Genomic DNA, 25,645 nt, shown 5'->3' with positions numbered 1-25,645 from the left:
GGAAACCTGCATGAGTACGCATACTTTCAAACCTGATATGCCGCCACCGAACAAAGTGTTCGGGCCGATGGCATGGATGCGCGCCAACCTGTTTTCCAGCTGGCTCAACACCCTGCTGACATTGCTGGCGTTCTACCTGATCTACCTGGTCGTGCCGCCGATCCTGCACTGGGCGATCCTCGATGCAAACTGGGTCGGTACCACCCGCGCCGACTGCACCAAGGAGGGCGCCTGCTGGGTGTTTATCCAACAGCGCTTCGGGCAGTTCATGTACGGCTACTACCCCGGCGACCTGCGCTGGCGTGTCGACCTGACCGTGTGGTTGGCCATCGTGGGTGTGGCGCCGTTGTTCATCTCGCGCTTCACGCGCAAGGCGGTCTACGGCCTGAGCTTTTTGGTGGTGTACCCGATCGTTGCCTACTTCCTGCTGCACGGCGGGATCTTCGGCATGACCAACGTGGCCACCAGCCAGTGGGGCGGCTTGATGCTGACCCTGGTGATCGCCACCGTCGGCATTGCCGGGGCCTTGCCGCTGGGCATCGTGCTGGCGTTGGGTCGGCGTTCGAACATGCCGGCGATTCGTGTGGTCTGCGTGACCTTCATCGAGTTCTGGCGCGGCGTGCCGTTGATCACGGTGCTGTTCATGTCGTCGGTAATGTTGCCGCTGTTCCTGCCGGAAGGCATGGGCATCGACAAATTGCTGCGGGCCTTGATCGGCGTGATCCTGTTCCAGTCGGCCTATGTAGCCGAAGTGGTGCGCGGTGGCTTGCAGGCGATTCCCAAGGGCCAATACGAGGCTGCGGCCGCGATGGGCCTGGGTTACTGGCGCAGCATGGGCCTGGTGATTTTGCCCCAGGCACTGAAGATGGTGATCCCGGGCATCGTCAACACGTTTATCGCGTTGTTCAAGGACACTAGCCTGGTGATCATCATCGGCCTGTTCGACCTGCTCAACAGCGTCAAGCAAGCCGCCGCCGACCCGAAATGGTTGGGCATGGCCACTGAAGGCTACGTGTTCGCCGCCCTGGTGTTCTGGATTTTCTGTTTTGGTATGTCCCGCTATTCCATTCATTTGGAACACAAGCTGGACACAGGCCACAAGCGTTAGGAGTTTTGTGATGAGTGAAGCGATCAAACAGCCTGTGAGCCCTGAAGGCATTATTCAGATGCAGGGCGTCAACAAGTGGTACGGCCAGTTCCACGTGTTGAAAGACATCAACCTGAACGTCAAGCAGGGCGAACGTATCGTGCTGTGCGGCCCGTCGGGTTCCGGCAAGTCCACCACCATCCGCTGCCTCAACCGCCTGGAAGAGCACCAGCAGGGCCGCATCGTGGTCGATGGCGTGGAACTGACCAACGACCTCAAGCAGATCGAAGCGATCCGCCGCGAAGTCGGCATGGTGTTCCAGCACTTCAACCTGTTCCCGCACCTGACCATCCTGCAGAACTGCACGCTGGCCCCGATGTGGGTACGCAAGATGCCCAAGCGCAAGGCTGAAGAAATTGCCATGCACTACCTTGAGCGCGTGCGTATTCCGGAGCAGGCCCACAAGTTTCCGGGGCAGTTGTCCGGCGGCCAGCAACAGCGCGTGGCGATTGCCCGTGCGCTGTGCATGAAGCCGAAAATCATGCTGTTCGATGAGCCGACCTCGGCGCTCGATCCGGAAATGGTGAAAGAGGTACTGGACACCATGATCGGCCTGGCGGAAGACGGCATGACCATGCTCTGCGTGACCCACGAAATGGGCTTTGCGCGCACCGTGGCCAACCGCGTGATCTTCATGGACAAGGGCGAGATCGTTGAACAGGCGGCGCCGAATGACTTCTTCGACAACCCGCAGAATGATCGGACCAAGTTGTTCTTGAGCCAGATTCTGCATTGATCGATGAGTGATGCTTGAAACAATAAACCCGGCCTGGTGCCGGGTTTATTTTTGCCATCAATCAAGTTGTCGTCAGGGTCTCGTGCTCTTTATGTACCGTATGCACGGAATTGCGAAGATCTGCGCCTTCACTCAGGATTTTTGCTTCGACCAGCAAGTGGGGGTGACGCTCAAGCAAACGCATCAGGACTACCAGGGATTTGGGGGGCAATACCTCACCGCGCTCGTAACGAGATAAGGCGTTGTGGCCGCCACCCGATAGCAGTTGTACCGTTTCTTTTTGTGAAAGGTGCAGTTTGCGGCGTATGCGCTTCATCTCGGTGCCGACCATCTGCCTGAAACTGTGAACGATTTCATCGCAGTGGTCTGAATAGCGTTCCGCGTCTTCGGGGTCCAGGATCACCTCTCCACATGCCTGGCACTCCCATCCAGACAGATCGTCTATACGGCGATGCAAACCTTTGACTTCCGATGTTTCGCTACGTCCTGAGAAGTGATGCATTCCGTCATGCCTGCCGCAGCTGAAGCATTGCTCTGTTTTCATGGGTTTTTCTCCTTGAAGGAGATCACCGGAGGTTTACCATCCGTGCGGTAGGTCACCTTGATGTAGATCTCCAGATCATGTGAGTGAATGTGATACACATCTTGCCAAACTCGATGGTCGTCATGAGTGGTCATCGACTTGTACAACATCGTGTTTTTCAACTCGAAAATGACCGCCTGCATTTGTTCGATGCTTAAATCAAGATCCTCGCCGCAACGGCGTGCGCTTTGAGTAAATGCTTGCTTTCCAAGCCGCCTGACATCCGCCTTTATCACCGCCAGATCGTAATGAGGTGTGTACTTTTCCATAAGACACCTGAGTCCAATAATTACCCTCTGAGGGTAATTTTACCAATCGAAAATACTGCTCCTTTGCCTGCCCAAGAACCCTAGTGCGTTGCCTTTGTAGGCAACTCCGAATAGGCTGTGGGAAAATTCATCCTATGATTGGATGAAAGGACGAAACCCATGACAGACATCGCCCCCCTGATCAAACGCTCCCTCGTCGATCAAGCCCTCGAACAGTTGCGCCAGCGCATCACCCAAGGCGTATGGGCCATCGGCGAACGCCTGCCCACCGAGCCCGAGTTGTCTGCCGAGTTGGGGATCAGCCGCAACACCGTGCGTGAAGCCATGCGCGTATTGGCATTCTCCGGGTTGATCGAGATCCGCCAGGGCGACGGCAGCTATTTGCGCTCCATGACCGACCCGCTGGGAGCGATGAAAGCCTTGTCCCACTGCACCCTGGCTCAGGCGCAGGAGACGCGGCAGATTCTTGAAGTCGAGGCAGTCGGCTTGGCCGCGTTGCGCCGCACCGATGAAGACCTGGTCGCTTTGCGCGCGGCCCTCAACGCCAGCGGCGACCATTACCACGGTGATCTTGAGCACTACATCAGCTGCGACCTGGTGTTCCACAAACGCCTGGTGGACGCGGCCCACAACCCGGCCTTGAGCGAGCTGTATCAGTACTTCTCGAGCATTGTCGGCGCGCAACTGCGCCAGACCCTGAACATCCAGCCGCGCCGGCAAGCGGTATTCGACCTGCACGGCGCCTTGCTCGATGCCGTGGAGCAACAGGACCCGGAACGCGCCAAGGCCCTGTCCCGGCAGTTGATCAATGAACCTTGAACCCGAGACCACCATGCCCCGTTCAGAAAATGCCCTTGATGAACTGCTGATCGACGCCGAAGCCGATGACGATGAGGTCCAGCACAGCCCGCCGGTGGTAAGCCGTCCGTGGTTGTTGCTGCTGGGCCTGATCCTGGTGGCGCTGAACCTGCGCCCGGCGTTGTCGAGCATGGCGCCGCTGCTCGCTGAGGTCTCCCATAGCCTGGGGCTCTCGGCGGCCAAGGCTGGACTGCTGACGACGCTGCCCGTCTTGTGCCTGGGCCTGTTCGCACCGTTGGCTCCGATCCTGGCCCGGCGTTTTGGCGCTGAGCGGGTGGTGCTGGGCATTCTGCTGACCCTGGCCGGCGGCATCATCCTGCGCAGTTCATTCGGTGAGGCCGGGCTGTTCGCCGGCAGCCTGCTGGCGGGCGCGAGTATCGGCATCATCGGGGTGCTGTTGCCCGGTATCGTCAAGCGCGATTTCGCCAAACAGGCCGGCACCATGACCGGCGTGTACACCATGGCCCTGTGCCTGGGTGCAGCGCTGGCGGCGGGATCCACGGTGCCCCTGAGTCATTACTTCGGCGACAGCTGGAACATCGGCCTGGGGTTCTGGATTCTCCCGGCGTTGGTCGCGGCGTTGTTCTGGTTGCCACAGGTCGGCCAGAAACACGGCGCGCACCAGGTGGCCTATCGCGTGAAGGGCTTGTTGCGTGATCCGCTGGCCTGGCAGGTGACCCTGTACATGGGCCTGCAATCCTCCCTGGCGTACATTGTGTTTGGCTGGCTGCCGTCGATCCTGATCGGCCGTGGCCTGAGCGCCACCCAGGCGGGCCTGGTGCTTTCCGGTTCGGTGATTGTGCAACTGGCCAGTTCCCTGGCTGCGCCCTGGCTGGCCACCCGCGGCAAGGACCAGCGCCTGGCCATCGTGGTGGTGATGGTGCTGACCCTGGGCGGCCTGTTCGGTTGCCTGTATGCACCGTTGGACGGCTTGTGGGGCTGGGCGATTCTGCTGGGCCTGGGCCAGGGTGGCACTTTCAGCCTGGCGCTGACCTTGATCGTGCTGCGTTCACGGGACGCCCATGTAGCCGCCAACCTGTCGAGCATGGCCCAGGGCATCGGCTACACCCTGGCGTCCATGGGGCCGTTCGCGGTCGGGCTGGTGCATGACTGGACCGGTGGCTGGAACGCCACCGGCTGGATTTTCGCGGTGATCGGCCTGGGCGCGATCATCGCGGGGTTGGGCGCCGGGCGTGCGCGGTATGTCGGCGTGACCAGCGAAAAGGTCTAGAGGTACAGCACTTCCATAGTGCTGGAACCATCGATATGCACGTCGCTGCTGAGGTCGAGATTGTTCTTGGCAGCGATCACCGTATCGACCCTGACCAGGCTGCTCAGCGTCTGGAAGGCCGTCGGCCCGCTGGTGCTGCCGACGGTGTCGGTAAAGCCGAGAAAGCTGCGCGAACCGATGTCGATCGGGTTGCTGTTGGCGGTGCGCCAGGCGATCCCGCCGCTGGTGGACTCGGTGCCGTAAACCTCCGGCAGGCTGTCGATCACCGTCTGTTTGGGGTCGAAGGTCAGGGAGTACAGCCCGATCTTGTTGCCGCTCGGGTCCAGTCCCAGCCCGTAGTAGATTTCGCTGTTGACGTTGGCGGTGCCGTCGCGGTTGTCGCTCATGCGCAGGGCGTAGCGAGTCGCTGCCTCGCAGTTGATGGTCACGCTCAGGTAACGCACCGGCAGGCGTTTGCCGCGATCAATGTTCAACTCCTGTTGGGAAATCTTGCCGTAGTCGATCAGCCCGTTGCTCGACAGCGCCGGTGTACAGGCACTGGGAGTGAGCACCCCGGTGACGCCGAGTTCGACACTGGAGGCTGCCGTGGCACCGCTGCTGAGGGTCAGCAGGGCAAGTGTTGCGAGAGAACGCTGGCGTAGGTGCATGACCATACTCCTTGATCAGAGGTAGATGATTTCAATCGTGCCCGAACCGTCGAGCAGTACTTCCGTACGCAGGTCCAGGCTGTTCATGGGGGACAGGACGGCGCGCACGCTGATCTGCCCACTCAGGTTCTGGATCGCGGTCGGGCCGGCATTGCTGCCGGGTAGAGCGGTAAAGCCGAGCAAACTGCTGCTGCCGATGGGAATGGGGTAGGCGCTGGAACTGCTCCAGGCCACGCCGCCAGTGGTGGAGTCGGTGCGATATACCTGGGGCAGGGCATCGGCGCGCAGGTCGAAGGGGTCGAAATAGAGGAAGTACCGGCCGATTTTATTACGGCTGTCGTCCACTCCCAGGCCGTAGGCGGTTTCGTCGATGCCGCCGGTGGCCGAGCCTTTGCGGTTGTCATGCATGCGCAAGGCGAAATGAGTCGGGCCGTCGCAGCCGATACTCAGCAGCAGGCTGCGGGAGACCAGCCCGGTTTCCTTGTCGGTGTTAAGGCTCCTGGACCACATACGGCCAAAGTCGATGATGCCGCCGTTGGACAGCGTGGTCTCGCAGCCCGCCGGAGCGAAGCCGGCTTGCAGCGACAACTCCCGTGCGCGGCCGCTGGCGACGGCGTCGATCAAGCCGCTGGCTTCCCAGGTCACCGCGTCGCGCACTTGCAGGGCGTCGGCCTGCGCCCAGGCATTGACCAGCAATTGCGCCGAGAAGCTGCTGCCGGTGGTCGGCGCACCGTCGCGCAACGGTACGATGGCCTGGTCGGGCCGCCAGTCGAGTGTCCTGCCCCTGGCACTGGGCGCCTGGCCTTGCCCGCTGGTCAACCCCAGTTCAACAGCCTGGCCGTCGAGTACCGCATCGCTGATGTGCACGCGGTAACTGCCACGCTCGGTAAAGCGGTAGCGCTCGGCGGTCGCGGCCAGGGCTCGGTAGAACACGTGCATATCGGTGGGCGTCGGGCAGTTCAGGTTGAGGCTCAGGCGGCGTTCTCCCAGCAGGATTTCTGCGCCGGGGTTGCGCTGCACGGCGCGGTTCATCACGCCGAAATCCAGGCGCGACTGGCTTAGGGTCAGTTGGCATTCGTCGGCGTGCGCCCGGCTCTGTACGATGGCGCCCAGGGCCAATCCCAGCAGTAACAATCGCTTCATTACACTCTTCCTCATGGCGTCACACAACGCGCCGGGGCGGTTTCGAAATACACCTGCGGGTCGGCTTTTTCCGCGAGTTCAACCTGCAGTTCACAGCGGCTCATGCCCGGTGCCTTGACCCACAGGGGGCGTGGGTCCAGCACGTTCGGCAAGAACACTTGGCTGCCTTCCTGCACCAGGGTCACGAACTCGCCATCGGCGGTACTCACCGTGGCGCCACGGGGCAATGGCGTGCCGTGGTCGGTTGCCACCGTGAGCAAGGCGCGGCGGGTCAGGGCCACGCCGAACTCCACCCGATCCACGGCGCCGCGCCCGGCGCTGATGACGGCCAGGCCGTTGCTGATATCGGCGTTGCGTGGCAGCGACTGGGTTTGCACTTCCACGGGGCTGCGCCCGTAGGCGGACACCTGCGGTACCACGGCCTGACCCTGGAAGTCGGTCCATACCGGGCCGCTGGGCGTGGTGAGCTTGACCCCGGCCATATCGCCGACAGACACCAGCGCAAAGGTCTCGCGCACCGGATAAGGCGAGAAGGTCACGCCACTGCTGTGGGCCACCACCGCACCGCGCACACCGCCCTGGTAGCTGGAGCGCTCGGCGTCAGAGCGGCTGTAGTTCATGTCCAGTTGTGCATAGCGCGGCAGATAGGACACGCCGAGGGTGGATTCCACTTGTTGGTCGCGGCTGTCGTGCTCGGCACTGACCCGGTAACTGAGTTGATCGTTGACCTGCTCGTTCACCCCCAGGCCGATGCGATGCTCGCCACCGGAGTTGCGCACCCAGGAGCGCCCACGCCGGTTCTCACCCAGTGGCACGCTCAGGTTCAGGTACACCGCGTTCTCGTTATTCTGCCGGCCGCTGACCTGCCACTCGGCACTGGCCGACAGCGACACGCCGCGCACGCTGGTGCCCCATGAGGCCAGGGCACGGCTGCTGTTTTCGCCGTTGAACGTGGTGGTGCGCGACAGGCCGGCATTGAAGGCACCCAGCCATGGATGGGCCCAGCCCAGGGCCAGGCTCTGCTGGTCGCGATAGCGGGTGAGGCGACCCTCGTCGTCCCGTGAGTCGTAGTAGGCGGCGTCTTCCAGCTCCCGGTAGCCCATGGTGCGGTGGGAGGCGCCGGCGGTGATCGACCATTGCCGGCCCAGGCGCTGGGACAGGCTCAGGTCGGTCTGTACGCCGCGTTCACCCAGGCGTTGGGCATCGGCAATCTGGGTCGACAGTTGTACCTGGCCGTCTGGCCACGGCAACAGGCCGAGGCTGGCACCCGTGGCACGGTAGTCTTCGGCGGCAAGCGCGCCGGCTCCCAGGCTCAGGCGCGGGTTCAAGGCGCCGCTCCAGCCGCCACTGATCACCCACGGATCGTCGCCGCGCGTATCGCCGATATTGCGCACCCGGCCCGCCCCCAACGAGTAACCCGGGGCTGGCAAGCCGATGCCGAGCATCGCCGCCGGCACGGTGAAGCGTCGCTCTTCGCCGGTGCTTTCCTTGACCGTCACTTCAACGTCGGAGCGTGTGTTCAGGCGCCTCACGTCGGTCAGCGAGAACGGCCCGGCCGGCACCACCGTGGAGTGAATCAGCGCGCCGTTCTGGCGCACCTCCACCTGGGCCGGGCTGTTGGCGATGCCGCTGATGGTCGAGCCCTGTTCCTGGTCCTGCAGGGCCTGTTCGGTAAACAGCTGCATACCGGTGATCTGCGCGGATGACAGCACCGGGTTGTAGAGGTTGATCTGCCCGGCCTGCAACACCGCCTGCTGCTCGGCGAAGGTGCGCTGGGCATAGGCTTCCAGGTGGGTACTGCGGGACCGGGAGTCTTGCCAGGTCTGGACCTGGCGGCTGCGCACGATCCAGTCGCCCGCGTTGAAGCCCAGCTCGGTATTGGCCGAGCCGAAGCGGCTGGCGTCGTCGCCATAACGGTTGTACAAACCGGTGAGGTCGTAGTTGAGCAAGCCGGCGAACCCTCCGGTTTCATAACCGGACAGCTCACGTTGGCGCGGGCGCAGAGCATCGGTGGGCACCATCAGGCTCACGCTCAGGCTGGCGGGGTCTTGCTCCACCACCGTTTGCGGGTATTCGCCGAGGAAGTCATGGCAGCGGCTGTCGGCCAGCGGGGCCGGTATCACCAGGTCGGCGGCGTCCAGCAGCGGGCGGTCGAAGCACAGCGCGCCCTGGCTGTCGAACTGCACATCGAGGCGGCCACGGCGCTGGCCGTTCACCGTCAGGCTCACGGCATGGCGGCCGCTGGTGTAGCGCGGTGCGTCGAGCAGCAGGTAGGCCAGCTCCGGGTCGATACCGCGCTGGTGCAGGGTTTGCGCGTCGAAGGCATCGGCCCAGGCATCGGCCGACAGCAACGCCATGGTCAGTGGCAGCGCGGCCCGCATCCGGGCGGGGCGTAAAGGACAGTCGGGCACGGCTTCGCCAGCCGGGTCAGTGGTTACTGTGTTCACGTAAAGGCACTCAGGTTATGGAAGCCTGCAACGGTTGGCGGGCTTCCCGGTGACAGTCACAGGGCTGTCACTTCGTTATTCAGCGTTTGCGGCGGTTATCGGTGCTTCATAGGCGGCGACGGCAAAGCCGTACACGGTGGCCGGTTGCAGGCGTACGGCCGTGGCGGTGTGGGGCGTGCTGAGCCGCAGGGTTTCGCCGGGCAACACATAAGTGCGCGGCAGCACCAGGCTCTGCTTGCCGGGCAGCAATTGCAGCTCCTGGGCCAGGCGCACCACGTAAGGCGTGGGGTTGGCGACGTTCAGGTGACCGGCGTTCAACGACCAGGTCAGCCCGGTCCAGGGTGTGCGGTTCGGCGCCAGGCCCTTGGGATGAATGATCACCGGCAGGTTCTGGCGCACGGTCACGCCCACCCGCGCATGGCCAGCCTGGGCGGCGTCACGGTCCTTGGGCATGCCTTCGAAGATCACCCGCTTCAGGCGTTGGGTTTTCAGGGGCGTGGGGTTGCGCAGGATAAAGCGCACCAGCTGGCTTTTGTCGGCCTCGACCCGGGACAGGGGCGGGGTGACGAACAGCAGCGATTCGGTGTCCTCCGGAATGTCTTCCAGGGTGACGTGCAGCAGGGCCAGTTTGCCGTCGGTGTTGGTCACCGACACCGAAGCTTCGCCGTCGGCCTCGTTGACGATCACCACCGAGGTGTCGGGCACCATGCCGTCGGCAAACGCCTGGGTGCTCAGCAGCCAGCCCAGGGCCAGCAAGGTTGGATAGGTCTTCATGACGCAGCTCCTAAAATGATCACAGGGCTTAGAGGTAACGCAAATCCAGGACCAGTGAGCCATCGAGGGGAACGTCTTGCCTGAGGGTCAGACGGTTCGCCGGGTGGATGGTGGTCTGTGCGCGGATCCGGGTGGTCAGGGTGACGATGGGTTCCGGAAACGGTCGGCCGGGACGGGCAAAGCCCATGAGTGTCTTGGGGTGGATGGCCGGTTGGGGAGCCCAGAGGCCGCCTTCGGGGTTTGACACAAGTGACTGCATGGCCTGGCCGTCTCCTTGCGCCGCTTCGAACGCCAGGTCGACGTAACCCAACTGCTCCGCGGGCGCGATGGGGTTTCTCCCCAGGCCGTAGGTAGTGTCCGGTGCGGCGGACGAATCTTCGCGGCTGTCCAGGCCAATCAGGCCAAACAACAAGGGGCCGCTGCAGTGGATCTCTACCTCCAGCCATTGGGTGGGCAACGGGGTGGGAGCCACCTGGTTGAGGAGATGGGCAGGGATGGTGCCGTGGTCGATGATGCCGCTGCCGGAGAGCGCGATGGTGCAGGAACTGGGGGTGACCAGGCCCGACAGGGTCATCTCGGTGGCGGTGCTGGCAAACACGCTAGAGCCGGTGTTGAGCAATAACAGCGCCGTGCACAGGCGTAGGGTTCTGTTCATCATTCGGTCTTCAATGTGTTCGGTGCAAGTAAGGCGCCTCGCCGCGAACGACGAGGCCGCGGGTTTACAGGTACTTCACTTCCAGCGTGGCCGAGCCGTCGATCGGGTGTTCATCGCTCAGGTCCAGGCTGTCGGCCCGGGCGATCTGCGCGTACACCACCAGGTCGCTGACGACTTGCTGGATCGGCACCGGCAGCCAGGTGCCCGAGGTTCTATCGCCGAAAGCCGCCAATGCGCTGGGTGGCAGGATCGCGTCCGCCGACTCTGCCCAGGTCGTGCCGTTATCCCCGGATTCCAGCACCGTGACGGCGACAGAGTCTGCGACTGCGTTATTCAGCATCAGGTCGTAGGCCCCCAGCTTCTGCGTACCGTTGATCAACCCCAGGCCGTAGGTGCCGCCGCTGGAGTTGGACCCGGCGCGGTTGTCGGTGCCCTTGACGGCAAACAGGGTGCCGCCGTCGCAGGTGATGGTCAGTTGCAAGGTGGTGCGTGGCAGTTGTTTGGGGGTCGTGAGGTTCAGGTCTTTGGCGGAGATCTTGCCGTAGTCCACCATCCCTCCGCCGGACAGGCCAGGTGTGCAGGCGTTGGGGGTAATCACCCCTTTGACAGTCAGGTCGACGGTGGACGCCGCCAGGGCAGAGGCGCTGGTGCTGAGCAACAGCGCGGTGGCCAGGGCATTGAGCGTAAGTTTCATGGGGCACACGTTTCCTTTCGAGTGGGGCCGGTTGAATAAAGGGTTACAGGTACTTCAGTTGCACGGTGGCATGGCCGTCCAGCGGCACTTCGTCGAGCACGGTCAGGCGGTCGGTGCCGTCGACCATCGTGTACACGCGCAGGTCGGCACTGAATTGCCGTATCGCAATCGGGGTGTTCGCACCGCCGTTGGTGGCGACCGAGGTCTGGGTGTAGTGGCCCAGGTAAATCGACGGGAGCCAGGTCACCCCGCCATCGGTCGAGTTGATCGTCTTGACCGTGACGCCGTCCGCGACCGGGTTGAGCAGACCGAATGCGGTGGCGCCAAGTTTTTCGCCACTGTCCGTCAGCCCCAGGCCATGCCAGTAGTCGTTAATTGCCGAAGTGCCGGCGCGGTTATCGATCGTGCTCAGCGCGATGAACGTTGGCGCTTCACACAGGACTTCCATTTGCATGGTCTGCGGCTGCAGTGAGGTCGGGCTGTCGGTGTTGAGTTCCTTGGCCGGCATTTTTCCGTAATCCACCACGCCTCCGCCGGAGAGCATGGGTTCACAGGCATTGGGTGTGATGGTGCCCGTGACGGCGAAGTCGGTACTGCTGGCGGCCAGGACGGTGGGGGCCAGCAGCAACGTGGCGAGAAAGACAGCGGGTGAGGAATTCATCATCGAGCAGCACCTTTTGGTTGCAGGTCAGGGGCGAAGGTGGGTTACAGGTAGAGCACTTCAATGGTGGCCGAGCCGTCGATATTGACTTCGTTGCTCAGGTCCAGGCCGTCGGTGCGGTTGATGTAGCCGCTGTAGGCCACGGGGGTGACCAGTTGCTGGGTGGCACGCGGGGTGCTGGCGTCTGCCAGGGTGGCGACCGAGAGATAGGTGCCGGTTTCAAAGCTGTTCCAACGCTCCCAGGTGACGCCATTGTCGAAAGACCCGATGGCTTGCACGGTTTCGCCGTCGGCCTGGGGCGGGCTACCGTTGGCGCCAAGGGTCAAGCTATAGGAACCCAGCTTTTGCGTGCCGTTGATAAAGCCCAGCCCGAAGCCGCTGCCGCTGCCGGAGCCAATACGGTTGTCGGTCGCCTTGAGGGCGAAGATCACCGGCGCATCGCAGGTCACGGTCATTTGCAGCGTGACTTTCGGCAACAGGGTGATCTGGGTGGCGTTCAAGTCCTTGGCCGACATCTTGCCGTGGTCGATGACCCCGCCACTGGACAGGCTCGGCGTGCAGGCATTCGGGGTGATGATGCCCTTGACTGTCAGGTCCACGGTGCTGGCGGCGAAGGCGGGGGCGGTGCCAGTGATCAGCAGGGCGCTGGCGACGGCGATCAGGTGCTTGTTCATGGTTGTATTGTCTCGGTGTTGGATCAACTGACGGGTGCAGCTCACCGCAGCGCAGAAAGAGGCGCGGTTGGGCGTCGGGTCAGTTCGGATAGTTGGCCGCCAGGTGAGTTGGCGGATTGCCCTCTTGGGGTGGGGCGCAATTTAGCGCCGGGGGGGAGGAGGGGAAATACAAGAATTACGACAATCCGCTATCCCTCTAGCTCGCCTGCGTCAAGTCGGAATAGGTGGGCGGAGCTGTAGGAAAAACTGTCTTTTCGTAGTTCTTGTATCGCAAGAGTGGTATTCATGTGGATAGCTTGATTCGGTAATGGGTGCCAGGCGGATGGGTTAAGGATCACCGTCAAGCGCACCCTCACTAGACGATATGCCAGGGCCGTCTGATGGCCCTGGCAGGTCGGCGCCGATATCGAGGTGGCCATGATGCCAAGCGTGTTTGCTGACGACGCCCCCAGGCAGCAAACGGTGCCATGGCGCAGTCCTCCTGTTCACTGGAAGCACCTGAGCGTGCTGATCGTCGAGGACCATCAGGCCTATCGCGCCTTGATGGGCTGGTTCCTGCAAAAATTCGAAGTCGATCACGAACTGGTGTGCAACGGGCAGGCCGCGTTGACCGCCATCGCCCTGCGGCATTTCGACCTGGTGATCAGCGATTGCCGCATGCCGGTGCTGGATGGCTATAGCATGGCTCGTGAGATCAGGCGGCGAGAGGCCGTACACAGCCGCCCGCGTGTGCCGATCATTGCCTTGACCGCCAAACTCTCTGCGGACGATGCGCGCCGCTGCCTTGAGGCCGGCATGGATGCCTGGCTGCTCAAGCCGCTGACCCTGGAACAATTGCGCGGGGTGCTGGAGCAGTGGCTGCCACAGCCGCCGGGCGCCAGTACGAACCCGCCTGCCACAGCCTGCGCCACGGCGCACTGGCCGACTCGTGCCGAACTGATCAGGACATTTGGTGATGAACAGGTGGTGAACCAGATGTTGCGCACCCTGGTGCGCGAGGCCGAGGCTGATTACGCCGGCCTGGTACAGGCTTGCCGCATCGTCGACCCGCATGCATTGGTCGACTGCCTGCATCGCCTGGCGGGAAGCCTGGCGTTTTTTGGCGAGACGGAGCTGGATCGCTGTGCGGGGAAGTTGATCGAACAGGTGCGCAAGCACGGGATCCGGTGCAACAGGCGGGCATTGCAGCGGTTCGACCAGGACCTGCTGGTGTATCTGCGCTATTTGACAGATTTATGACATTTTCAGCGATTCTGTAGGGGGTATTACCTCTGTCTGTGGGCTTAGTTTGTAGGTGGTTTCCTTTTTTGTTGTAAGTAAAAAATCACCCGCTTAAGAACACGGGACGCCATTGAAAACCGCTCCCAGGTGGGCGGTTGTTGCCCGGGACGGACAGGGTTATTTTGCGCAAATCAATTTGCCATCACTCATGGATTTCTATGCTTCGCGTAATTATTGCTGACGATCATCCCATTGTTCGGATCGGGCAGAAGGTGGTGATCGAGGCCAACGGCAAGTGCAAGGTGGTCGGTGAGGCCAACGGCCCGGATGAGTTGCTGCGGGTACTGGGCAGCACCCCTTGCGATGTGCTGGTGACGGACTTCGCCATGCCGGGCGGGCAGCAGGCTGACGGCTATGTGTTGTTGGGCTTGTTGCAACGCCAATACCCCGGGGTGCCGGTGATCCTGGTGACGATGTTCGCCAATATCGCCACCCTGCGTGCCTCGTTCGCCGAGGGCGCCCGAGGCATTGTCGCCAAGAGTGCGTCGGCCAAGGAGTTGCCCACGGCCATCAAGGAAGTCTGCGAGGGCAAGACCTTCGTCAGCGAGTCCCTGCGGACCCAGTTGGTGCAGGCCGGCACGGGCGATCAATCACAACCGCCGCAACTGTCGGGCAAGGAACGCGAAGTGGTGCGCATGCTGGCCAGCGGCATGACCGTCAGCCAGATTGCCGCGCGGGTCAATCGCAGCATCTCCACCATCAGCAAACAGAAAAGTACCGCGATGAACCGGCTGTGTATCTCCACCGATGTGGATTTGTTCCACTATGCTCGCAGCAGCGGAATGGTGCCCTGAAGGGACGGGATGAGGTATTCCTGGCGTTGATGCCAGTAGTGTTCCCCGGCCTTGGGGATTATCGTACCGGCCATCCCAACTTCTTTTGCGGAACCTGCCCATGAGCGACGCCCATAACGCCTTGATCACCGAGTTCTACAGTGCCTTCCAGCGCCTGGATGCCGAGGCCATGAGCGCCTGCTACAGCGACGACGTGGTGTTCAGCGACCCGGCATTCGGTGAACTGCGTGGCCGTGATGCCGGCGACATGTGGCGCATGCTGACCACCCGGGCCAAGGACTTTTCCCTGACCTTCGACAGTGTGCGCAGCGATGAAATCACCGGCAGCGCCCATTGGGTGGCGACCTACCTGTTCAGCGCGACGGGTAACACCGTGGTCAACGATATCCGGGCGCGCTTTGTGTTTCGTGACGGCAAGATCTGCGAGCATCACGACCACTTTGACCTGTGGCGCTGGTCGCGGCAGGCGTTGGGCACCAAAGGCCTGTTGCTGGGCTGGACGCCGCTGGTGAAAAACGCCGTGCGGGCCCAGGCGCTGAAAGGGTTGAAGGCGTTCCAGGCCAGTCGTTGATAAGATTGGCGTTCCTATGGTTTGCCGAATTGATCCGTGACGACTCCTTCTGAAGCCAAACCGTGGTTTGTCTACCTGGTGCGCGCCGCCAATGGCTCGCTCTATTGCGGTATCAGCAATGACCCGGTGCGCCGCTTTGCCATGCACCAGAGTGGCAAGGGCGCACGGTTTTTCCTCTCGAGCCCCGCCGTGGCGCTGGTGTACACCGAGGCATGCATCAGCAAGGCCGAGGCGCTGCGCCAGGAACGGCTGATCAAGAAACTCAAGAAAAGCGCCAAGGAGTGCCTGGCGGCGATCGGCCCATCAGTTTGACTGATAGGTTCCCATGCGCGCCTTTGCCGGGTTTGCAGGCTAAGCTGGACGCTCACTCATTGAGCGGAGCCTGGCATGACTGAGTTGATCCTCCACCACTACCCGCAATCCCCATTTGCCGAAAAAGCCCGCCTGTTGCTGGGCTTCAAGGGCTTGTCCTGGCGTTCGGTGCACATCTCGCCGGTGATGCCCAAGCCTGACTTGACGGCCCTCACCGGTGGTTATCGCAAGACCCCGGTGTTGCAGGTGGGCGCCGATATCTACTGCGACACCGCACTGATCGCCCGCCGTCTGGAGCAGGAAAAGTCCGCGCCGGCGCTGTTTCCCCAAGGCCTGGAACTGGTCAGCCAAAGCTTCGCCGCCTGGGCTGATTCGACGGTGTTCTCCCATGCCGTGAGCCTGGTGTTCCAGCCGGAATCCCTGGCGGTCAAGTTCGCCAAAGTGCCGCCGGAAATGCTCCAGGTGCTGGTGGCCGACCGCAGCAAATTGTTCAGTGGCGGCACGGCCACCCGTGTGCAACTGGATCAGGCCAAGCATCAATGGCCGGTGATCATCGGTCGTATCAATCAGCAGTTGCAGCACCAGCAGGGCGACTTCCTGTTCGGCGAGCCGTCGATTGCCGACTTCGCCCTGGCGCACCCGCTGTGGTTCCTCATGGGATCGTCGGTCACCTCGCCGCTGGTGGAAACCTATCCTGCGGTGGCCGCCTGGCTCGCCCGGGTGTTGGGTTTCGGGCATGGCACGTCGAGCCAGATGAGTGCCGAGCAAGCCCTGGAAGTCGCGCGCAATGCCACGCCGGCCAACCTGCCGGAAGAAATCTTCGAAGACCCGAACGGCTTCAAGCCCGGCCAGCAAGTGACCATCAGCGCCACCGACTACGGCACCGATCCGGTGGCCGGGGAGTTGCTGTTTGCCGGCCGCGAAGAGCTGATTCTGCGGCGCACCGATGACCGCGCCGGCACCGTGCATGTGCACGTTCCGCGCTTCGGATTTCGGATCCAACCGGCGTGACTGAAATTATTTTCAAATCGGTGTGAGGTAAACCTGTCGGCCATCCGTGTAGTGCTTGAAACTGCGATTAATTCGCATTAACAGCGTTTTTACACACGGGTTCTCAAGCATGAAGTCCAGGGCAACGTCGGCGGGTTCGGTTAAACATTGGCTGGGAGCCTCGGTATTGGCAGTTTCGGGGCTGGCGCTGTTGCCCCTGGGCGTGGCGCAGGCGGCCGAGGCGCAGCAGCAGAGCACGCTGTTCAACTTTGCCCTGGCCGCCAAGCCGCTGCCCCAGGCCTTGAGCGACTTCACCCGGGTGACCGGCATCAGCGTGGTCTACACCGACGAAGCGCCGTACGCCATCAAGGCCCCGGCCATCACCGGGCAGATGAGTGCGGCCCAGGCCATGCAACGCCTGCTGGGTAATTCCGGCTTCACCTTCCGCCAGATCGACGCCCGCACCCTGGCCCTGGAACCGCTGCCCACCGACGGCGCGCTGAACCTCGGCGCCACCACCATCAACGGTGCCGCCCTGGCCTCGGATACCACCAGCTATCAACCGCCGCCTACCAGTTCGGTGATGCGTTCCCACGGCCTGCTGCTGGAAACCCCACAGACTGTCAACGTTGTACCGGCCCAGGTGATGCGCGATCAACAGCCGCGCAACCTCGACGATGCCCTGACCAACATCAGTGGCATCACCCAGGCCAACACCTTGGGCAGCACCCAGGACGCGGTGATGCTGCGGGGTTTTGGTGACAACCGAAACGGTTCGATCATGCAGGACGGCATGCCGCTGGTGCAGGGCCGCGCGCTGAATTCCACCGCCGAGCGCGTCGAAGTGCTCAAGGGCCCGTCGTCGTTGCTGTATGGCATCCAGGATCCGGGCGGCGTGGTCAATATCGTCAGCAAGAAACCCGAGCTGATCCAATCCACCTCGCTGACCGTGCGCGGCTCGACCTTTGGCGACGGCAAGAACGGCAGCGGCGGCAACCTCGACACCACAGGGCCCATCGGTGACAGCGGGTTGGCGTACCGCTTGATCGTCGATCACGAAGACGAAGATTACTGGCGCAACTACGGCACTCACCGCGAGAGCCTGATCGCACCGTCGCTGGCCTGGTACGGCGACAACACCAAGCTGTTGTTTGCCTATGAGCACCGGGAGTTTCTCTCGCCGTTCGACCGGGGCACCGCCATCGACCCCAAGACCAACCACCCGCTCAACATCCCGTCGACTCGCCGCCTGGACGAGCCCTTCAACAACATGGAAGGCCGCTCCGACCTGTACCGCTTCGAGGCCGACCACGATTTGAATGACGACTGGAAAGCCCACTTCGGCTACAGCTGGAACCGCGAGACCTACGACGCCAGCCAGGTGCGTGTGGTCAAGGTCAACGCCAATGGCACCCTGACCCGCAGCATGGACGGCACCCAGGGCGCACTGACCACCGACCGCTTCGCCACCGCCAGCCTTGAAGGCAAGGTCAACGTCGCAGGCATGCAGCACGACCTGACCTTCGGCCTGGATGACGAATACCGCAAGATCTACCGGGCCGACCTGATCCGCCAGGCGCCCCGTGGCACGTTCAACTACAACGATCCGGTCTATGGCAATGAAGTGGCGGGCACCACCGTCAGCGCGCCGGACAGCAACCAGATGGACCTGCTGCGCAGCGACTCGCTGTTCCTGCAGGATGCGATCCACCTCACCGACCAGTGGATCCTGGTGGGTGGCGCGCGTTATCAGATGTACGACCAATACGCCGGCAAGGGTGTCCCGTTCACCGCCAACACCGACGGCAATGGCCAGAAGTGGGTGCCACGCGCGGGCCTGGTGTACCGCTACACTGACGAGCTGTCGTTCTATGGCAGCTACACCGAGTCGTTCAAGCCCAACTCCACCATCGCACCGCTGGCGAACAAAAGTGTGCTGGATGGCAGCCTTGAGCCGGAGCAGTCGAAGTCCTGGGAGTTGGGGACCAAGCTCGATATACCGGGGCGCATCACCGCCAGCGCCGCCCTGTTCAACATCGAAAAACGCAACGTGCTGGTGCAGGTCGGCGATGGCCTGACCTCGGTCTACAGCGTCGCCGGCAAAGTGCGCTCCCGAGGCCTGGAACTGGATGCCAGCGGCCAACTGACGGATAAGTGGAGCGTGATCGGCAGCTATGCCTACACCGATGCCGAAGTCACCGAAGACCCCGAATACAAAGGTAATCGCCTGCAAAACGTGGCGAAGAACACCGGCTCGCTGTCGGCGGTGTATGACTTCGGCAGCATTCTCGGTGGCGACCAACTGCGGGTCGGCGCCGGGGCACGTTATGTCGGCGAGCGAGCAGGGGACGCGGCCAACAGCTTCGACCTGCCGGGCTACACCGTGGCCGATGCGTTCGCCACCTATGACACTAAAATCGAGGGGCAGAAGGTCAAGTTCCAGCTCAACGTGAAGAACCTGTTTGACCGTACCTATTACACCTCGGCCGTGAACACCCAGTTCGTGTCCATCGGCGATGCGCGGCAGGTGTCGGTGTCCAGCACCCTGACGTTCTAAATTCGGCTACACCGTATGGCGCGGTAGCCGGCTGCCTCGCCATACGGTTGTCGAGCTGCTAGCGTGGCCGCCATTAATGACTTTGCGGGAACACGATAGCGATGCAGTTGGGACGATGGATACACACCGGCGGGCTGCTGCTGGGCTTGAGCTTGTTGCTGGGCGGTTGCGCCACGGCGCCGAAAACCTCCACCAGCGCCAGCCTCGACCAGTTGCTGGCCGACCCGGCACTGCACGGTGCCAGCGTGTCGCTGATGGTGCGCGATGCCCGCAGTGGCAACACGCTCTATCAACACAACCCACGCACACGGCTGACCCCGGCTTCGAGCCTCAAGCTGCTGACCACCGCGGCGGCGATGGATGTGCTGGGGCCGCAGTATCGGTTTTCCACGCAACTGTTGAGCGACGGCATCCGCCAGGGCGCGGTGCTTGACGGTAACCTCTACCTGCGCGGCCTGGGCGACCCGACGATCCAGTGGGCGGATTACCAGGCGCTGGCGGCCAACCTGGCGCAGCAGGGCATCCGGCAGGTGCGGGGCGACCTGGTGTTCGACGACACGTTCTTCGACGCCGAGCGCCTGGGCACCGACTGGTCCCAGGACGATGAAAGCACCTACTACGGCGCGCAGATTTCGGCGCTGACGGTGTCGCCCAATGACGACTTTGATGCGGGCTCCCTGCTGGTCACGGCCAGGGCGCCGGTCGTGGCAGGGCGCCCGGTGACGGTGGAGATCAGCCCGGCTACCGATTACGTGCAGCTCAGCAACCGTGCGGTCAGCGGCACAGGCAACAGCTATGGAATCAATCGCCAGCACGGCACCAACCTGTTGCGCCTCAGTGGCGCGCTGGCGCCGGGCAGGCAGAGCCCGCAACTGGTCAGTGTGTGGGAGCCGACGCAACTGGTGGCCAACCTGTTTGAACAGGCCTTGGCGCAGCAGGGGATTGTCGTGCAGGGGCGTCGGATGATCGGGGGTGTGACGCCGACCACGGCGATGGTGCTCGCGCTGCATGAGTCGGCGCCGTTGCAGGAACTGATCACGCCGTTGCTCAAGCTTTCCAATAACAACATGTCTGAAGCCTTGCTCAAGAGCATGGGGCGCAAGACCGTGAATGCCGGTACGGCGCCTGCCGGTGTGGCGGCGGTGGCCGGGTTCCTGAAGCGTCAGGGGATTGATACGGCGACGTTGAACCAGGTGGACGGTTCAGGGTTGTCCAGGCGTAACCTGGTGTCGTCGCAGAACCTCACGGATGTGCTGCTGGCCGCCAGCAAACAGCCCTGGTTCAACGCCTGGTACAACGCGTTGCCGGTTGCCGGTAATCCGCAGCGACTGGTGGGCGGCAGCCTGCGTTACCGCCTGCGGGGCACCGCTGCGGAAAACAACCTGCACGGCAAGACCGGCTCCATGAGCGGCGTGTCGTCGTTGACCGGGTATGTCACCGATGCCAATGGGCGCAAGCTGGTGTTTTCGATGGTGACCAACAATTACGTGGTCGCAGGCGCGCGGGTCAAGGCGCTGGAAAACCGCCTGGCCACGGCACTGGCCAACAGCACGGACTATTGAGCACTGAAGTTCAAAGGTGGGAGCGGGCTTGCTCGCGAATGCGCTGGTTCAGTCAGTACATGTGTTGACTGTCACACCGCTTTCGCGAGCAAGCCCGCTCCCACATTGGACCTGTGCCGTCAGGCAGATTGCATTTCAAGGCAGGAACGCCTGCCGGTATTCACCAGGGGTGGCGCCCATCGCCTGGCGGAACCGGTTGGTAAAATGGCTCGCGCTGGAAAATCCGCACGCCAGGGCAATCTCGCCCAGCGGCAACGACCCACCCCGCAACAACTCCCGGGCGCGGGCCAGGCGCCGCGCCAGCAGATATTGATGGGGCGGCAGTCCAAAACTCTCGCGAAACATCCGCGCAAAGTGGTACTCCGACAACGCACACAAGCCTGCCAACTGCCCCAGGCTGATCGGCTCGGCCAGTTGCTGGTCGATGTGCTCCACCAGTTGCCGGCGCTGGTGGGCGGCCAGCCCGCCTTTCAAACGCAAACCCTCGCGCATCCCCACCTGGCTGAGCAAGGTATGGCTGAGCATCTCATGGGCCAGGCTGCTGGTCAGCAGGCGTTCGCCGGGCTCTTTCCAGTTCAGGCTGATCAACTGGTGAAAACGCCGGGCCTGCCGCGCATCGTCGAGGAAGGTGCTCTCGCGCAGTTGCAACTCGCGGGGTTCGCGGTCCAGCAAGGTGACGCAGCCCAAGGCGAATTGCTCGGGGCTGAAATACACGTGGGCCAGGCGGATTTCGCCGTTGATCACCCAGGCCGACTGATGCTCGGCCGGCAAGATGCACAGCTTGTCCGGGCCGCCCTTGGTGCCGGGCTGGTCGCGGCGAAAGGTGCCGGTGCCGCCGCCGATGTAGCAGGACAAGGTGTGGTGGTCGGGGGCTTCGTAATCCTGGGCGTCGTGATGGTTGCTCCACAAGGCTGCAGACAAGCCGTCACCGAGCTCGGCGCACAGCTCGAGGCGAGCGTTGGGCGAGCGGTTGAGGGATTGAAAGACTTGCAGGGTTTCCAGTGGCGGCATATTCGTACTCTCTGACGGCTTGCATCCTACTCCCCGCGGCGGCGGCTGTGATCCCGGCAGCCGACAAAAGCGCAAGAATGTGCAAGAGACCTGGTGCCGCCAGGGGCGAAACTGTGGCTCAACCCTCGGAGCCCGCCATGAACCTTTTCCTGTATTTACTCACCGTATTGATCTGGGGCACCACCTGGATTGCCCTCAAGTGGCAACTGGGCGTGGTGGCGATTCCGGTGTCCATCGTCTATCGCTTTGGCCTCGCGGCGCTGGTGCTGTTCGTGATGCTGCTGCTCAGCCGCAAGCTGCAGGTGATGAACCGGCGCGGGCATCTGATCTGCCTGGCCCAGGGCCTGTGCCTGTTTTGCGTCAACTTCATGTGCTTCCTGACCGCCAGCCAGTGGATTCCCAGCGGCCTGGTGGCGGTGGTGTTCTCGACGGCCACCTTGTGGAACGCGCTGAACGCCCGGGTGTTCTTCGGGCAGAAGGTCGCACGCAATGTGTTGATGGGCGGCGGCCTTGGCTTGCTGGGCCTGGGGCTGTTGTTCTGGCCGGAACTGGTGGGGCACACCGCCAGCCCGCAAACCTTGCTCGGCCTGGGTTTGGCATTGCTCGGCACCATGTGTTTCTCGGCGGGCAATATGCTGTCGAGCCTGCAGCAGAAGGCGGGCCTCAAGCCACTGACCACCAATGCCTGGGGCATGGCCTATGGTGCGTCGATGCTGGCGATGTACTGCGCGGTGCAGGGCATTCCGTTCGACATGGAATGGAACAGCCGGTACATCGGTTCGCTGCTGTACCTGGTGATCCCGGGTTCGGTGATTGGCTTTACCGCCTACCTGACCCTGGTCGGGCGCATGGGGCCGGAGCGGGCGGCGTATTGCACCGTGCTGTTCCCGGTGGTGGCGTTAAACGTCTCGGCGTTTGCCGAGGGCTATCAGTGGACGGCGCCGGCGTTGGCGGGGTTGGTGCTGGTGATGCTGGGGAATGTGTTGGTGTTTCGCAAGCCCAAGGCTGGCGCGCCGATCAATCCAATCTACAAGGCGAAGCAGGTTTAGTGTGGGGGCTCGACAGCTCCCACATTTGATCTCCTTTACCCGAGAATCACCGTTCATTACTTCAGGCCCAGGCGCTTGGCCATTCGTCCCAGGTTGGCCCGGTCCAGGCCCAGCTCGCGGGCGGCACTGGCCCAGTTGTGCTGGTGGCGTTCCAGGCAGGCGCTGATGACCTGGCGCTGGTAGTTCTCGGTGGCCAGGCGCAGGTCGCCGGTGACGTCCGGCACGGGGTCGGGCTGCGCTTCGAGCGGTGGCGCGGTGGCGTTCGGCAAGTCCAGATCCGCCGCGCTGAGGCTGAGAATCTTCGGGCGCTCCCGGCAGTTACCCAGGGCTTTCAAGGCGCTGCGGCCGATCAAGTGTTCCAGTTCGCGCACATTCCCAGGCCAGGTATAAGCCAGCAGTGCCGCCTGGGCATCGCTGGTCAGGCGCAGGCTGCCCAGGCCCATGCGTGAGCGGTTTTGTTCAAGGAAAAAGCCCGCCAGCAACAGCACATCGCGACCGCGCTCACGCAGGGCTGGCACTTGCAGGGGATACACGCTTAAACGGTGATAGAAGTCGGCACGATAGCGGCCGCTGCGTACTTCTTCGGCCAGGTCCCGGTTGGTAGCGGCGATCAGGCGCACATCCACCTGGTGCTCCTTGTCAGACCCCAGGCGCTGCAACTGGCCACTTTGCAGCACCCGCAGCAGCTTGGCCTGCACGGTGAGGGACAACTCGCCCACTTCATCAAGAAACAGCGTGCCGCCATTCGCCAGCTCGAACTTGCCCCGGCGTTCGTTGAGCGCGCCGGTAAACGCCCCGCGCACGTGGCCGAACAGTTCGCTTTCCACCAGGGTTTCCGGCAGGGCGGCGCAGTTGAGGCTGATCAGCGGTTTCTCGGCGCGGTTTGATGCAGCATGGATCGCCTGGGCCACCAGCTCCTTGCCCACGCCGGTCTCGCCGGTGATCAATACCGTCAGGTCACTGCCACCCACCAGGTTGATTTCTTCCACCAGGCGTTTGTGGCTCTTGCTCTGGCCGATCATTTCCTTGTGCTGCTGGCCGCTGGCCTGGCGGTAGATTTCGGCGCGCTGGTGTTCGTCTTCGGCACGCAGGGCCAGGCGTTCAATGCGTTCAGCGACATTGACGGTGGCGGCGGCGAGGCTGGCAAAGGCTTGCAGGGCGTCCAGTTCCACCCGTTCGAAGCGCTCGGTATCCAGGGCGTCGAGGGTCAGCAGGCCCCAGGGCTGGTCGTCGACAAACAGTGGGCAGCCCATGCAGTCGTGAACCTCCAAGTGGCCGTGCAGGCCATCCACCAGGCCGTCATAGGGGTCGGGCAGTTCGCTGTCGCTGTCAAAGCGGGTAGGGCCGGGGCTGCTGAGCAGCACGGCGAAACGCGGATGTTCGCTGACCTTGAAGCGCCGGCCGAGGGTGTCGGTGCTCAAGCCATCCACCGCCAGCGGCACCAGCCATTCGCCGTCGAGGCGCAGCAGGGCGGCCGCGTCGCAGGGTAGCAGGGCGCGCATGGCCTGGAGCAGGCGCCGGTAACGCTCGCCTTCGGGCAACTCGCGGGACAGGTCGGCGACCAGGGGCAGCAGGGTGGTGAGCAGCGGCTTCGCAGTCATAATGACTCCTTGTAGTCATAGTGACTATATAGCGTAGGAAGTCATACTGACTACATTAATATTAAGTATTTGATTTATAAGGATTTATTAGTTGGCATGAATACTGAGTAGTAAAGGGTATTCAGTAAGAAGACTCAGGAGTCTGCCATGCTTAGTGCCCAAGACCGTGCCATCGTCAAATCCACCGTGCCCCTGCTGGAAAGTGGCGGCGAAGCCCTGATCACCCATTTCTACCGGATGATGCTGTCCGAATACCCAGAAGTACGCCCGCTGTTCAACCAGGCCCACCAGGCCAGCGGCGACCAGCCCCGGGCCTTGGCCAACGGCGTGCTGATGTACGCCCGGCATATCGACCAACTCGACCAGTTGGGCGATCTGGTGGCAAAGATCATCAACAAGCACGTGGCCCTGCAGATCCTGCCGGAGCATTACCCGATTGTCGGTACCTGCCTGCTGCGGGCAATTTCCGAAGTGCTGGGCAGCGAAATCGCCACCCCTGAAGTGATGAGTGCCTGGGGCGCCGCCTATGGCCAATTGGCCGACATCCTGATCGGTGCCGAGGCGGCTATCTATAAAGAGAAGGAACAAGCACCGGGCGGCTGGCGTGGCGCGCGGCCGTTCACCTTGGTCAAGCGTGTGGAGGAGAGCGCGGAAATTATCTCGTTTTACTTCGCGCCTGTGGATAACGGCCCGATCCTGGCCGCCGAGCCTGGGCAGTACATCGGCATGAAGCTGGTGCTGGAGGGCGAGGAAGTGCGCCGCAACTATTCCCTGTCGGCGCGTGGCGATTCGGGCCAGTACCGCATCAGCGTCAAGCGCGAAGCCGGTGGGCGGGTGTCGAACTACCTGCATGACCAGTTCCAGGTGGGTGCGACCATCGATCTGTTCCCGCCTTCGGGGGAGTTCACCCTGGCGGCCAGCGACAAGCCATTGGTGCTGATCAGCGGCGGCGTGGGCATCACGCCAACATTGCCGATGCTCGAAGCGGCGCTGGCCACCGAGCGTCCGATTCACTTTATCCACTGCGCGCGTAATGGCGGCGTGCATGCGTTCCGCGAATGGGTGGACGGCCTGGCCGCGCAGCATCCACAGCTCAAGCGCTTCTATTGCTACGCCGAGGATGATGGCGTGAGCCCGGCGGCGGACAAGGTCGGGATGCTGAGCCAGGAGCAACTGGCGGCGTGGCTGCCGCAGGAGCGCGATGTGGATGCGTACTTCCTGGGGCCTAAAGGCTTCATGGCGGCGATCAAGCGTCACTTGAAGGCCCTGGGTGTGCCGGAAGCGCAGAGCCGGTATGAGTTCTTTGGGCCGGCGTCGGCTCTGGAATAACTTACTCGGTCAAAAATGTGGGAGCGGGCTTGCTCGCGAAAGCGGAGTGTCAGTCACTGAATGTGTGTC

Annotated in this window: 25 protein-coding genes; 13 read left to right on the top strand and 12 right to left on the bottom strand. The window is 62.7% G+C overall.

The window, feature by feature from the left end; all coding sequences use genetic code 11:
* Window positions 1–10 precede the first annotated feature (10 nt).
* Together HX815_RS02520 and HX815_RS02515 are read left to right on the top strand one after the other, a co-directional pair.
* Complete coding sequence (locus HX815_RS02520; protein WP_003216325.1) at window positions 11–1,108, top strand: amino acid ABC transporter permease; 1,098 nt, start codon at window positions 11–13, stop codon at window positions 1,106–1,108.
* 10 nt (window positions 1,109–1,118) lie between these two features.
* Window positions 1,119–1,883 (top strand): amino acid ABC transporter ATP-binding protein, encoded by a 765-nt coding sequence (locus HX815_RS02515; protein WP_003171943.1) that lies wholly within the window; start codon window positions 1,119–1,121, stop codon window positions 1,881–1,883.
* A gap of 61 nt (window positions 1,884–1,944) precedes the next feature.
* On the opposite strand, the gene HX815_RS02510 is transcribed toward HX815_RS02515, so the two are convergent.
* A complete protein-coding gene (locus tag HX815_RS02510; RefSeq protein WP_003216327.1) occupies window positions 1,945–2,427 on the bottom strand; it encodes a type II toxin-antitoxin system MqsA family antitoxin in 483 nt (160 codons plus the stop codon).
* The gene (locus tag HX815_RS02505; RefSeq protein ID WP_003216329.1) at window positions 2,424–2,735 is read right to left on the bottom strand and encodes a type II toxin-antitoxin system MqsR family toxin; all 312 of its coding nucleotides are present in this window, start codon (window positions 2,733–2,735) and stop codon (window positions 2,424–2,426) included. Before HX815_RS02505 ends, HX815_RS02510 begins: the two co-directional genes overlap by 4 nt.
* A gap of 159 nt (window positions 2,736–2,894) precedes the next feature.
* Here HX815_RS02505 and HX815_RS02500 point away from each other — a divergent pair, with 159 nt between their 5' ends.
* Together HX815_RS02500 and HX815_RS02495 are read left to right on the top strand one after the other, a co-directional pair.
* Window positions 2,895–3,554: a FadR/GntR family transcriptional regulator gene (locus HX815_RS02500; RefSeq protein WP_003216331.1), complete on the top strand. Its 660-nt coding sequence runs from the start codon at window positions 2,895–2,897 to the stop codon at window positions 3,552–3,554.
* Window positions 3,544–4,824 carry a CynX/NimT family MFS transporter gene (locus tag HX815_RS02495; RefSeq protein WP_087692825.1) on the top strand — a complete coding sequence of 427 codons (1,281 nt, stop codon included), beginning with the start codon at window positions 3,544–3,546 and terminating at the stop codon, window positions 4,822–4,824. Before HX815_RS02500 ends, HX815_RS02495 begins: the two co-directional genes overlap by 11 nt.
* Here HX815_RS02495 and HX815_RS02490 read toward each other — a convergent pair.
* The 8 genes from HX815_RS02490 to HX815_RS02455 all read right to left on the bottom strand — a co-directional run bounded on the left by HX815_RS02490 (window position 4,821) and on the right by HX815_RS02455 (window position 12,519).
* Complete coding sequence (locus tag HX815_RS02490; protein WP_177027771.1) at window positions 4,821–5,471, bottom strand: DUF1120 domain-containing protein; 651 nt, start codon at window positions 5,469–5,471, stop codon at window positions 4,821–4,823. The genes HX815_RS02495 and HX815_RS02490 overlap by 4 nt on opposite strands.
* A gap of 15 nt (window positions 5,472–5,486) precedes the next feature.
* On the bottom strand, window positions 5,487–6,614 hold the full coding sequence (locus tag HX815_RS02485) for a DUF1120 domain-containing protein (protein WP_177027770.1): 1,128 nt from the start codon (window positions 6,612–6,614) through the stop codon (window positions 5,487–5,489).
* An 11-nt stretch (window positions 6,615–6,625) separates the two neighbouring features.
* A complete protein-coding gene (locus HX815_RS02480) occupies window positions 6,626–8,995 on the bottom strand; it encodes a fimbria/pilus outer membrane usher protein (RefSeq protein WP_177027825.1) in 2,370 nt (789 codons plus the stop codon).
* A gap of 141 nt (window positions 8,996–9,136) precedes the next feature.
* The gene (locus HX815_RS02475) at window positions 9,137–9,835 is read right to left on the bottom strand and encodes a fimbria/pilus chaperone family protein (RefSeq protein WP_008435638.1); all 699 of its coding nucleotides are present in this window, start codon (window positions 9,833–9,835) and stop codon (window positions 9,137–9,139) included.
* A 28-nt stretch (window positions 9,836–9,863) separates the two neighbouring features.
* Window positions 9,864–10,490: a DUF1120 domain-containing protein gene (locus tag HX815_RS02470; RefSeq protein WP_250884758.1), complete on the bottom strand. Its 627-nt coding sequence runs from the start codon at window positions 10,488–10,490 to the stop codon at window positions 9,864–9,866.
* 64 nt (window positions 10,491–10,554) lie between these two features.
* Window positions 10,555–11,184: a DUF1120 domain-containing protein gene (locus HX815_RS02465; RefSeq protein WP_008435636.1), complete on the bottom strand. Its 630-nt coding sequence runs from the start codon at window positions 11,182–11,184 to the stop codon at window positions 10,555–10,557.
* Between the two features lie 43 nt (window positions 11,185–11,227).
* Window positions 11,228–11,845: a DUF1120 domain-containing protein gene (locus HX815_RS02460; protein ID WP_166742204.1), complete on the bottom strand. Its 618-nt coding sequence runs from the start codon at window positions 11,843–11,845 to the stop codon at window positions 11,228–11,230.
* 44 nt (window positions 11,846–11,889) lie between these two features.
* Complete coding sequence (locus HX815_RS02455) at window positions 11,890–12,519, bottom strand: DUF1120 domain-containing protein (RefSeq protein ID WP_087692818.1); 630 nt, start codon at window positions 12,517–12,519, stop codon at window positions 11,890–11,892.
* Window positions 12,520–13,023: 504 nt separating this feature from the next.
* Between HX815_RS02455 and HX815_RS02450 the strand changes: the two genes are divergently transcribed.
* From HX815_RS02450 to dacB, 7 genes are all read left to right on the top strand, one after another.
* The gene (locus HX815_RS02450) at window positions 13,024–13,758 is read left to right on the top strand and encodes a response regulator (protein WP_177027824.1); all 735 of its coding nucleotides are present in this window, start codon (window positions 13,024–13,026) and stop codon (window positions 13,756–13,758) included.
* A 200-nt stretch (window positions 13,759–13,958) separates the two neighbouring features.
* Window positions 13,959–14,594 carry a response regulator transcription factor gene (locus HX815_RS02445; protein ID WP_003216351.1) on the top strand — a complete coding sequence of 212 codons (636 nt, stop codon included), beginning with the start codon at window positions 13,959–13,961 and terminating at the stop codon, window positions 14,592–14,594.
* Between the two features lie 100 nt (window positions 14,595–14,694).
* Window positions 14,695–15,165 carry a nuclear transport factor 2 family protein gene (locus HX815_RS02440; RefSeq protein WP_008435632.1) on the top strand — a complete coding sequence of 157 codons (471 nt, stop codon included), beginning with the start codon at window positions 14,695–14,697 and terminating at the stop codon, window positions 15,163–15,165.
* 36 nt (window positions 15,166–15,201) lie between these two features.
* Complete coding sequence (locus tag HX815_RS02435) at window positions 15,202–15,477, top strand: GIY-YIG nuclease family protein (protein WP_003216354.1); 276 nt, start codon at window positions 15,202–15,204, stop codon at window positions 15,475–15,477.
* 75 nt (window positions 15,478–15,552) lie between these two features.
* Window positions 15,553–16,488 (top strand): glutathione S-transferase family protein, encoded by a 936-nt coding sequence (locus HX815_RS02430; protein ID WP_008435631.1) that lies wholly within the window; start codon window positions 15,553–15,555, stop codon window positions 16,486–16,488.
* 109 nt (window positions 16,489–16,597) lie between these two features.
* Complete coding sequence (locus tag HX815_RS02425; protein WP_052024257.1) at window positions 16,598–19,024, top strand: TonB-dependent receptor; 2,427 nt, start codon at window positions 16,598–16,600, stop codon at window positions 19,022–19,024.
* A 101-nt stretch (window positions 19,025–19,125) separates the two neighbouring features.
* Window positions 19,126–20,586: a D-alanyl-D-alanine carboxypeptidase/D-alanyl-D-alanine-endopeptidase gene (dacB, locus tag HX815_RS02420; protein WP_177027769.1), complete on the top strand. Its 1,461-nt coding sequence runs from the start codon at window positions 19,126–19,128 to the stop codon at window positions 20,584–20,586.
* 135 nt (window positions 20,587–20,721) lie between these two features.
* Here dacB and HX815_RS02415 read toward each other — a convergent pair whose 3' ends face one another.
* Complete coding sequence (locus HX815_RS02415) at window positions 20,722–21,597, bottom strand: helix-turn-helix domain-containing protein (RefSeq protein WP_177008766.1); 876 nt, start codon at window positions 21,595–21,597, stop codon at window positions 20,722–20,724.
* 137 nt (window positions 21,598–21,734) lie between these two features.
* On the opposite strand from HX815_RS02415, the gene HX815_RS02410 reads away from it, so the two are divergent.
* Complete coding sequence (locus tag HX815_RS02410; protein WP_008435625.1) at window positions 21,735–22,646, top strand: DMT family transporter; 912 nt, start codon at window positions 21,735–21,737, stop codon at window positions 22,644–22,646.
* A gap of 56 nt (window positions 22,647–22,702) precedes the next feature.
* Here the strand turns inward: HX815_RS02410 and norR are convergent, their stop codons facing one another.
* Window positions 22,703–24,247 carry a nitric oxide reductase transcriptional regulator NorR gene (gene norR, locus HX815_RS02405; protein WP_008435623.1) on the bottom strand — a complete coding sequence of 515 codons (1,545 nt, stop codon included), beginning with the start codon at window positions 24,245–24,247 and terminating at the stop codon, window positions 22,703–22,705.
* Window positions 24,248–24,394: 147 nt separating this feature from the next.
* On the opposite strand from norR, the gene hmpA reads away from it, so the two are divergent.
* On the top strand, window positions 24,395–25,576 hold the full coding sequence (hmpA, locus tag HX815_RS02400) for an NO-inducible flavohemoprotein (RefSeq protein ID WP_177021811.1): 1,182 nt from the start codon (window positions 24,395–24,397) through the stop codon (window positions 25,574–25,576).
* Window positions 25,577–25,645 lie beyond the last annotated feature (69 nt).

This window comes from Pseudomonas sp. E6002 (assembly GCF_013385565.1).
Taxonomy (GTDB): domain Bacteria; phylum Pseudomonadota; class Gammaproteobacteria; order Pseudomonadales; family Pseudomonadaceae; genus Aquipseudomonas.
This window is presented reverse-complemented; position numbering and strand designations above follow the sequence as displayed.

Bases quoted from the DNA above. Each gene is read 5' to 3' on its own strand.
- HX815_RS02485 (WP_177027770.1), bottom strand. From the start codon at position 6,614: ATGAAGCGATTGTTACTGCTGGGATTGGCCCTGGGCGCCATCGTACAG.
- HX815_RS02455 (WP_087692818.1), bottom strand. From the start codon at position 12,519: ATGAACAAGCACCTGATCGCCGTCGCCAGCGCCCTGCTGATCACTGGC.
- HX815_RS02445 (WP_003216351.1), top strand. From the start codon at position 13,959: ATGCTTCGCGTAATTATTGCTGACGATCATCCCATTGTTCGGATCGGG.
- HX815_RS02495 (WP_087692825.1), top strand. From the start codon at position 3,544: ATGAACCTTGAACCCGAGACCACCATGCCCCGTTCAGAAAATGCCCTT.
- HX815_RS02440 (WP_008435632.1), top strand. From the start codon at position 14,695: ATGAGCGACGCCCATAACGCCTTGATCACCGAGTTCTACAGTGCCTTC.
- hmpA (WP_177021811.1), top strand. From the start codon at position 24,395: ATGCTTAGTGCCCAAGACCGTGCCATCGTCAAATCCACCGTGCCCCTG.
- HX815_RS02475 (WP_008435638.1), bottom strand. From the start codon at position 9,835: ATGAAGACCTATCCAACCTTGCTGGCCCTGGGCTGGCTGCTGAGCACC.
- HX815_RS02500 (WP_003216331.1), top strand. From the start codon at position 2,895: ATGACAGACATCGCCCCCCTGATCAAACGCTCCCTCGTCGATCAAGCC.
- dacB (WP_177027769.1), top strand. From the start codon at position 19,126: ATGCAGTTGGGACGATGGATACACACCGGCGGGCTGCTGCTGGGCTTG.
- HX815_RS02415 (WP_177008766.1), bottom strand. From the start codon at position 21,597: ATGCCGCCACTGGAAACCCTGCAAGTCTTTCAATCCCTCAACCGCTCG.
- HX815_RS02470 (WP_250884758.1), bottom strand. From the start codon at position 10,490: ATGAACAGAACCCTACGCCTGTGCACGGCGCTGTTATTGCTCAACACC.
- HX815_RS02505 (WP_003216329.1), bottom strand. From the start codon at position 2,735: ATGGAAAAGTACACACCTCATTACGATCTGGCGGTGATAAAGGCGGAT.
- norR (WP_008435623.1), bottom strand. From the start codon at position 24,247: ATGACTGCGAAGCCGCTGCTCACCACCCTGCTGCCCCTGGTCGCCGAC.
- HX815_RS02425 (WP_052024257.1), top strand. From the start codon at position 16,598: ATGAAGTCCAGGGCAACGTCGGCGGGTTCGGTTAAACATTGGCTGGGA.
- HX815_RS02520 (WP_003216325.1), top strand. From the start codon at position 11: ATGAGTACGCATACTTTCAAACCTGATATGCCGCCACCGAACAAAGTG.
- HX815_RS02510 (WP_003216327.1), bottom strand. From the start codon at position 2,427: ATGAAAACAGAGCAATGCTTCAGCTGCGGCAGGCATGACGGAATGCAT.
- HX815_RS02490 (WP_177027771.1), bottom strand. From the start codon at position 5,471: ATGCACCTACGCCAGCGTTCTCTCGCAACACTTGCCCTGCTGACCCTC.
- HX815_RS02480 (WP_177027825.1), bottom strand. From the start codon at position 8,995: ATGCGGGCCGCGCTGCCACTGACCATGGCGTTGCTGTCGGCCGATGCC.
- HX815_RS02465 (WP_008435636.1), bottom strand. From the start codon at position 11,184: ATGAAACTTACGCTCAATGCCCTGGCCACCGCGCTGTTGCTCAGCACC.
- HX815_RS02430 (WP_008435631.1), top strand. From the start codon at position 15,553: ATGACTGAGTTGATCCTCCACCACTACCCGCAATCCCCATTTGCCGAA.
- HX815_RS02410 (WP_008435625.1), top strand. From the start codon at position 21,735: ATGAACCTTTTCCTGTATTTACTCACCGTATTGATCTGGGGCACCACC.
- HX815_RS02460 (WP_166742204.1), bottom strand. From the start codon at position 11,845: ATGAATTCCTCACCCGCTGTCTTTCTCGCCACGTTGCTGCTGGCCCCC.
- HX815_RS02515 (WP_003171943.1), top strand. From the start codon at position 1,119: ATGAGTGAAGCGATCAAACAGCCTGTGAGCCCTGAAGGCATTATTCAG.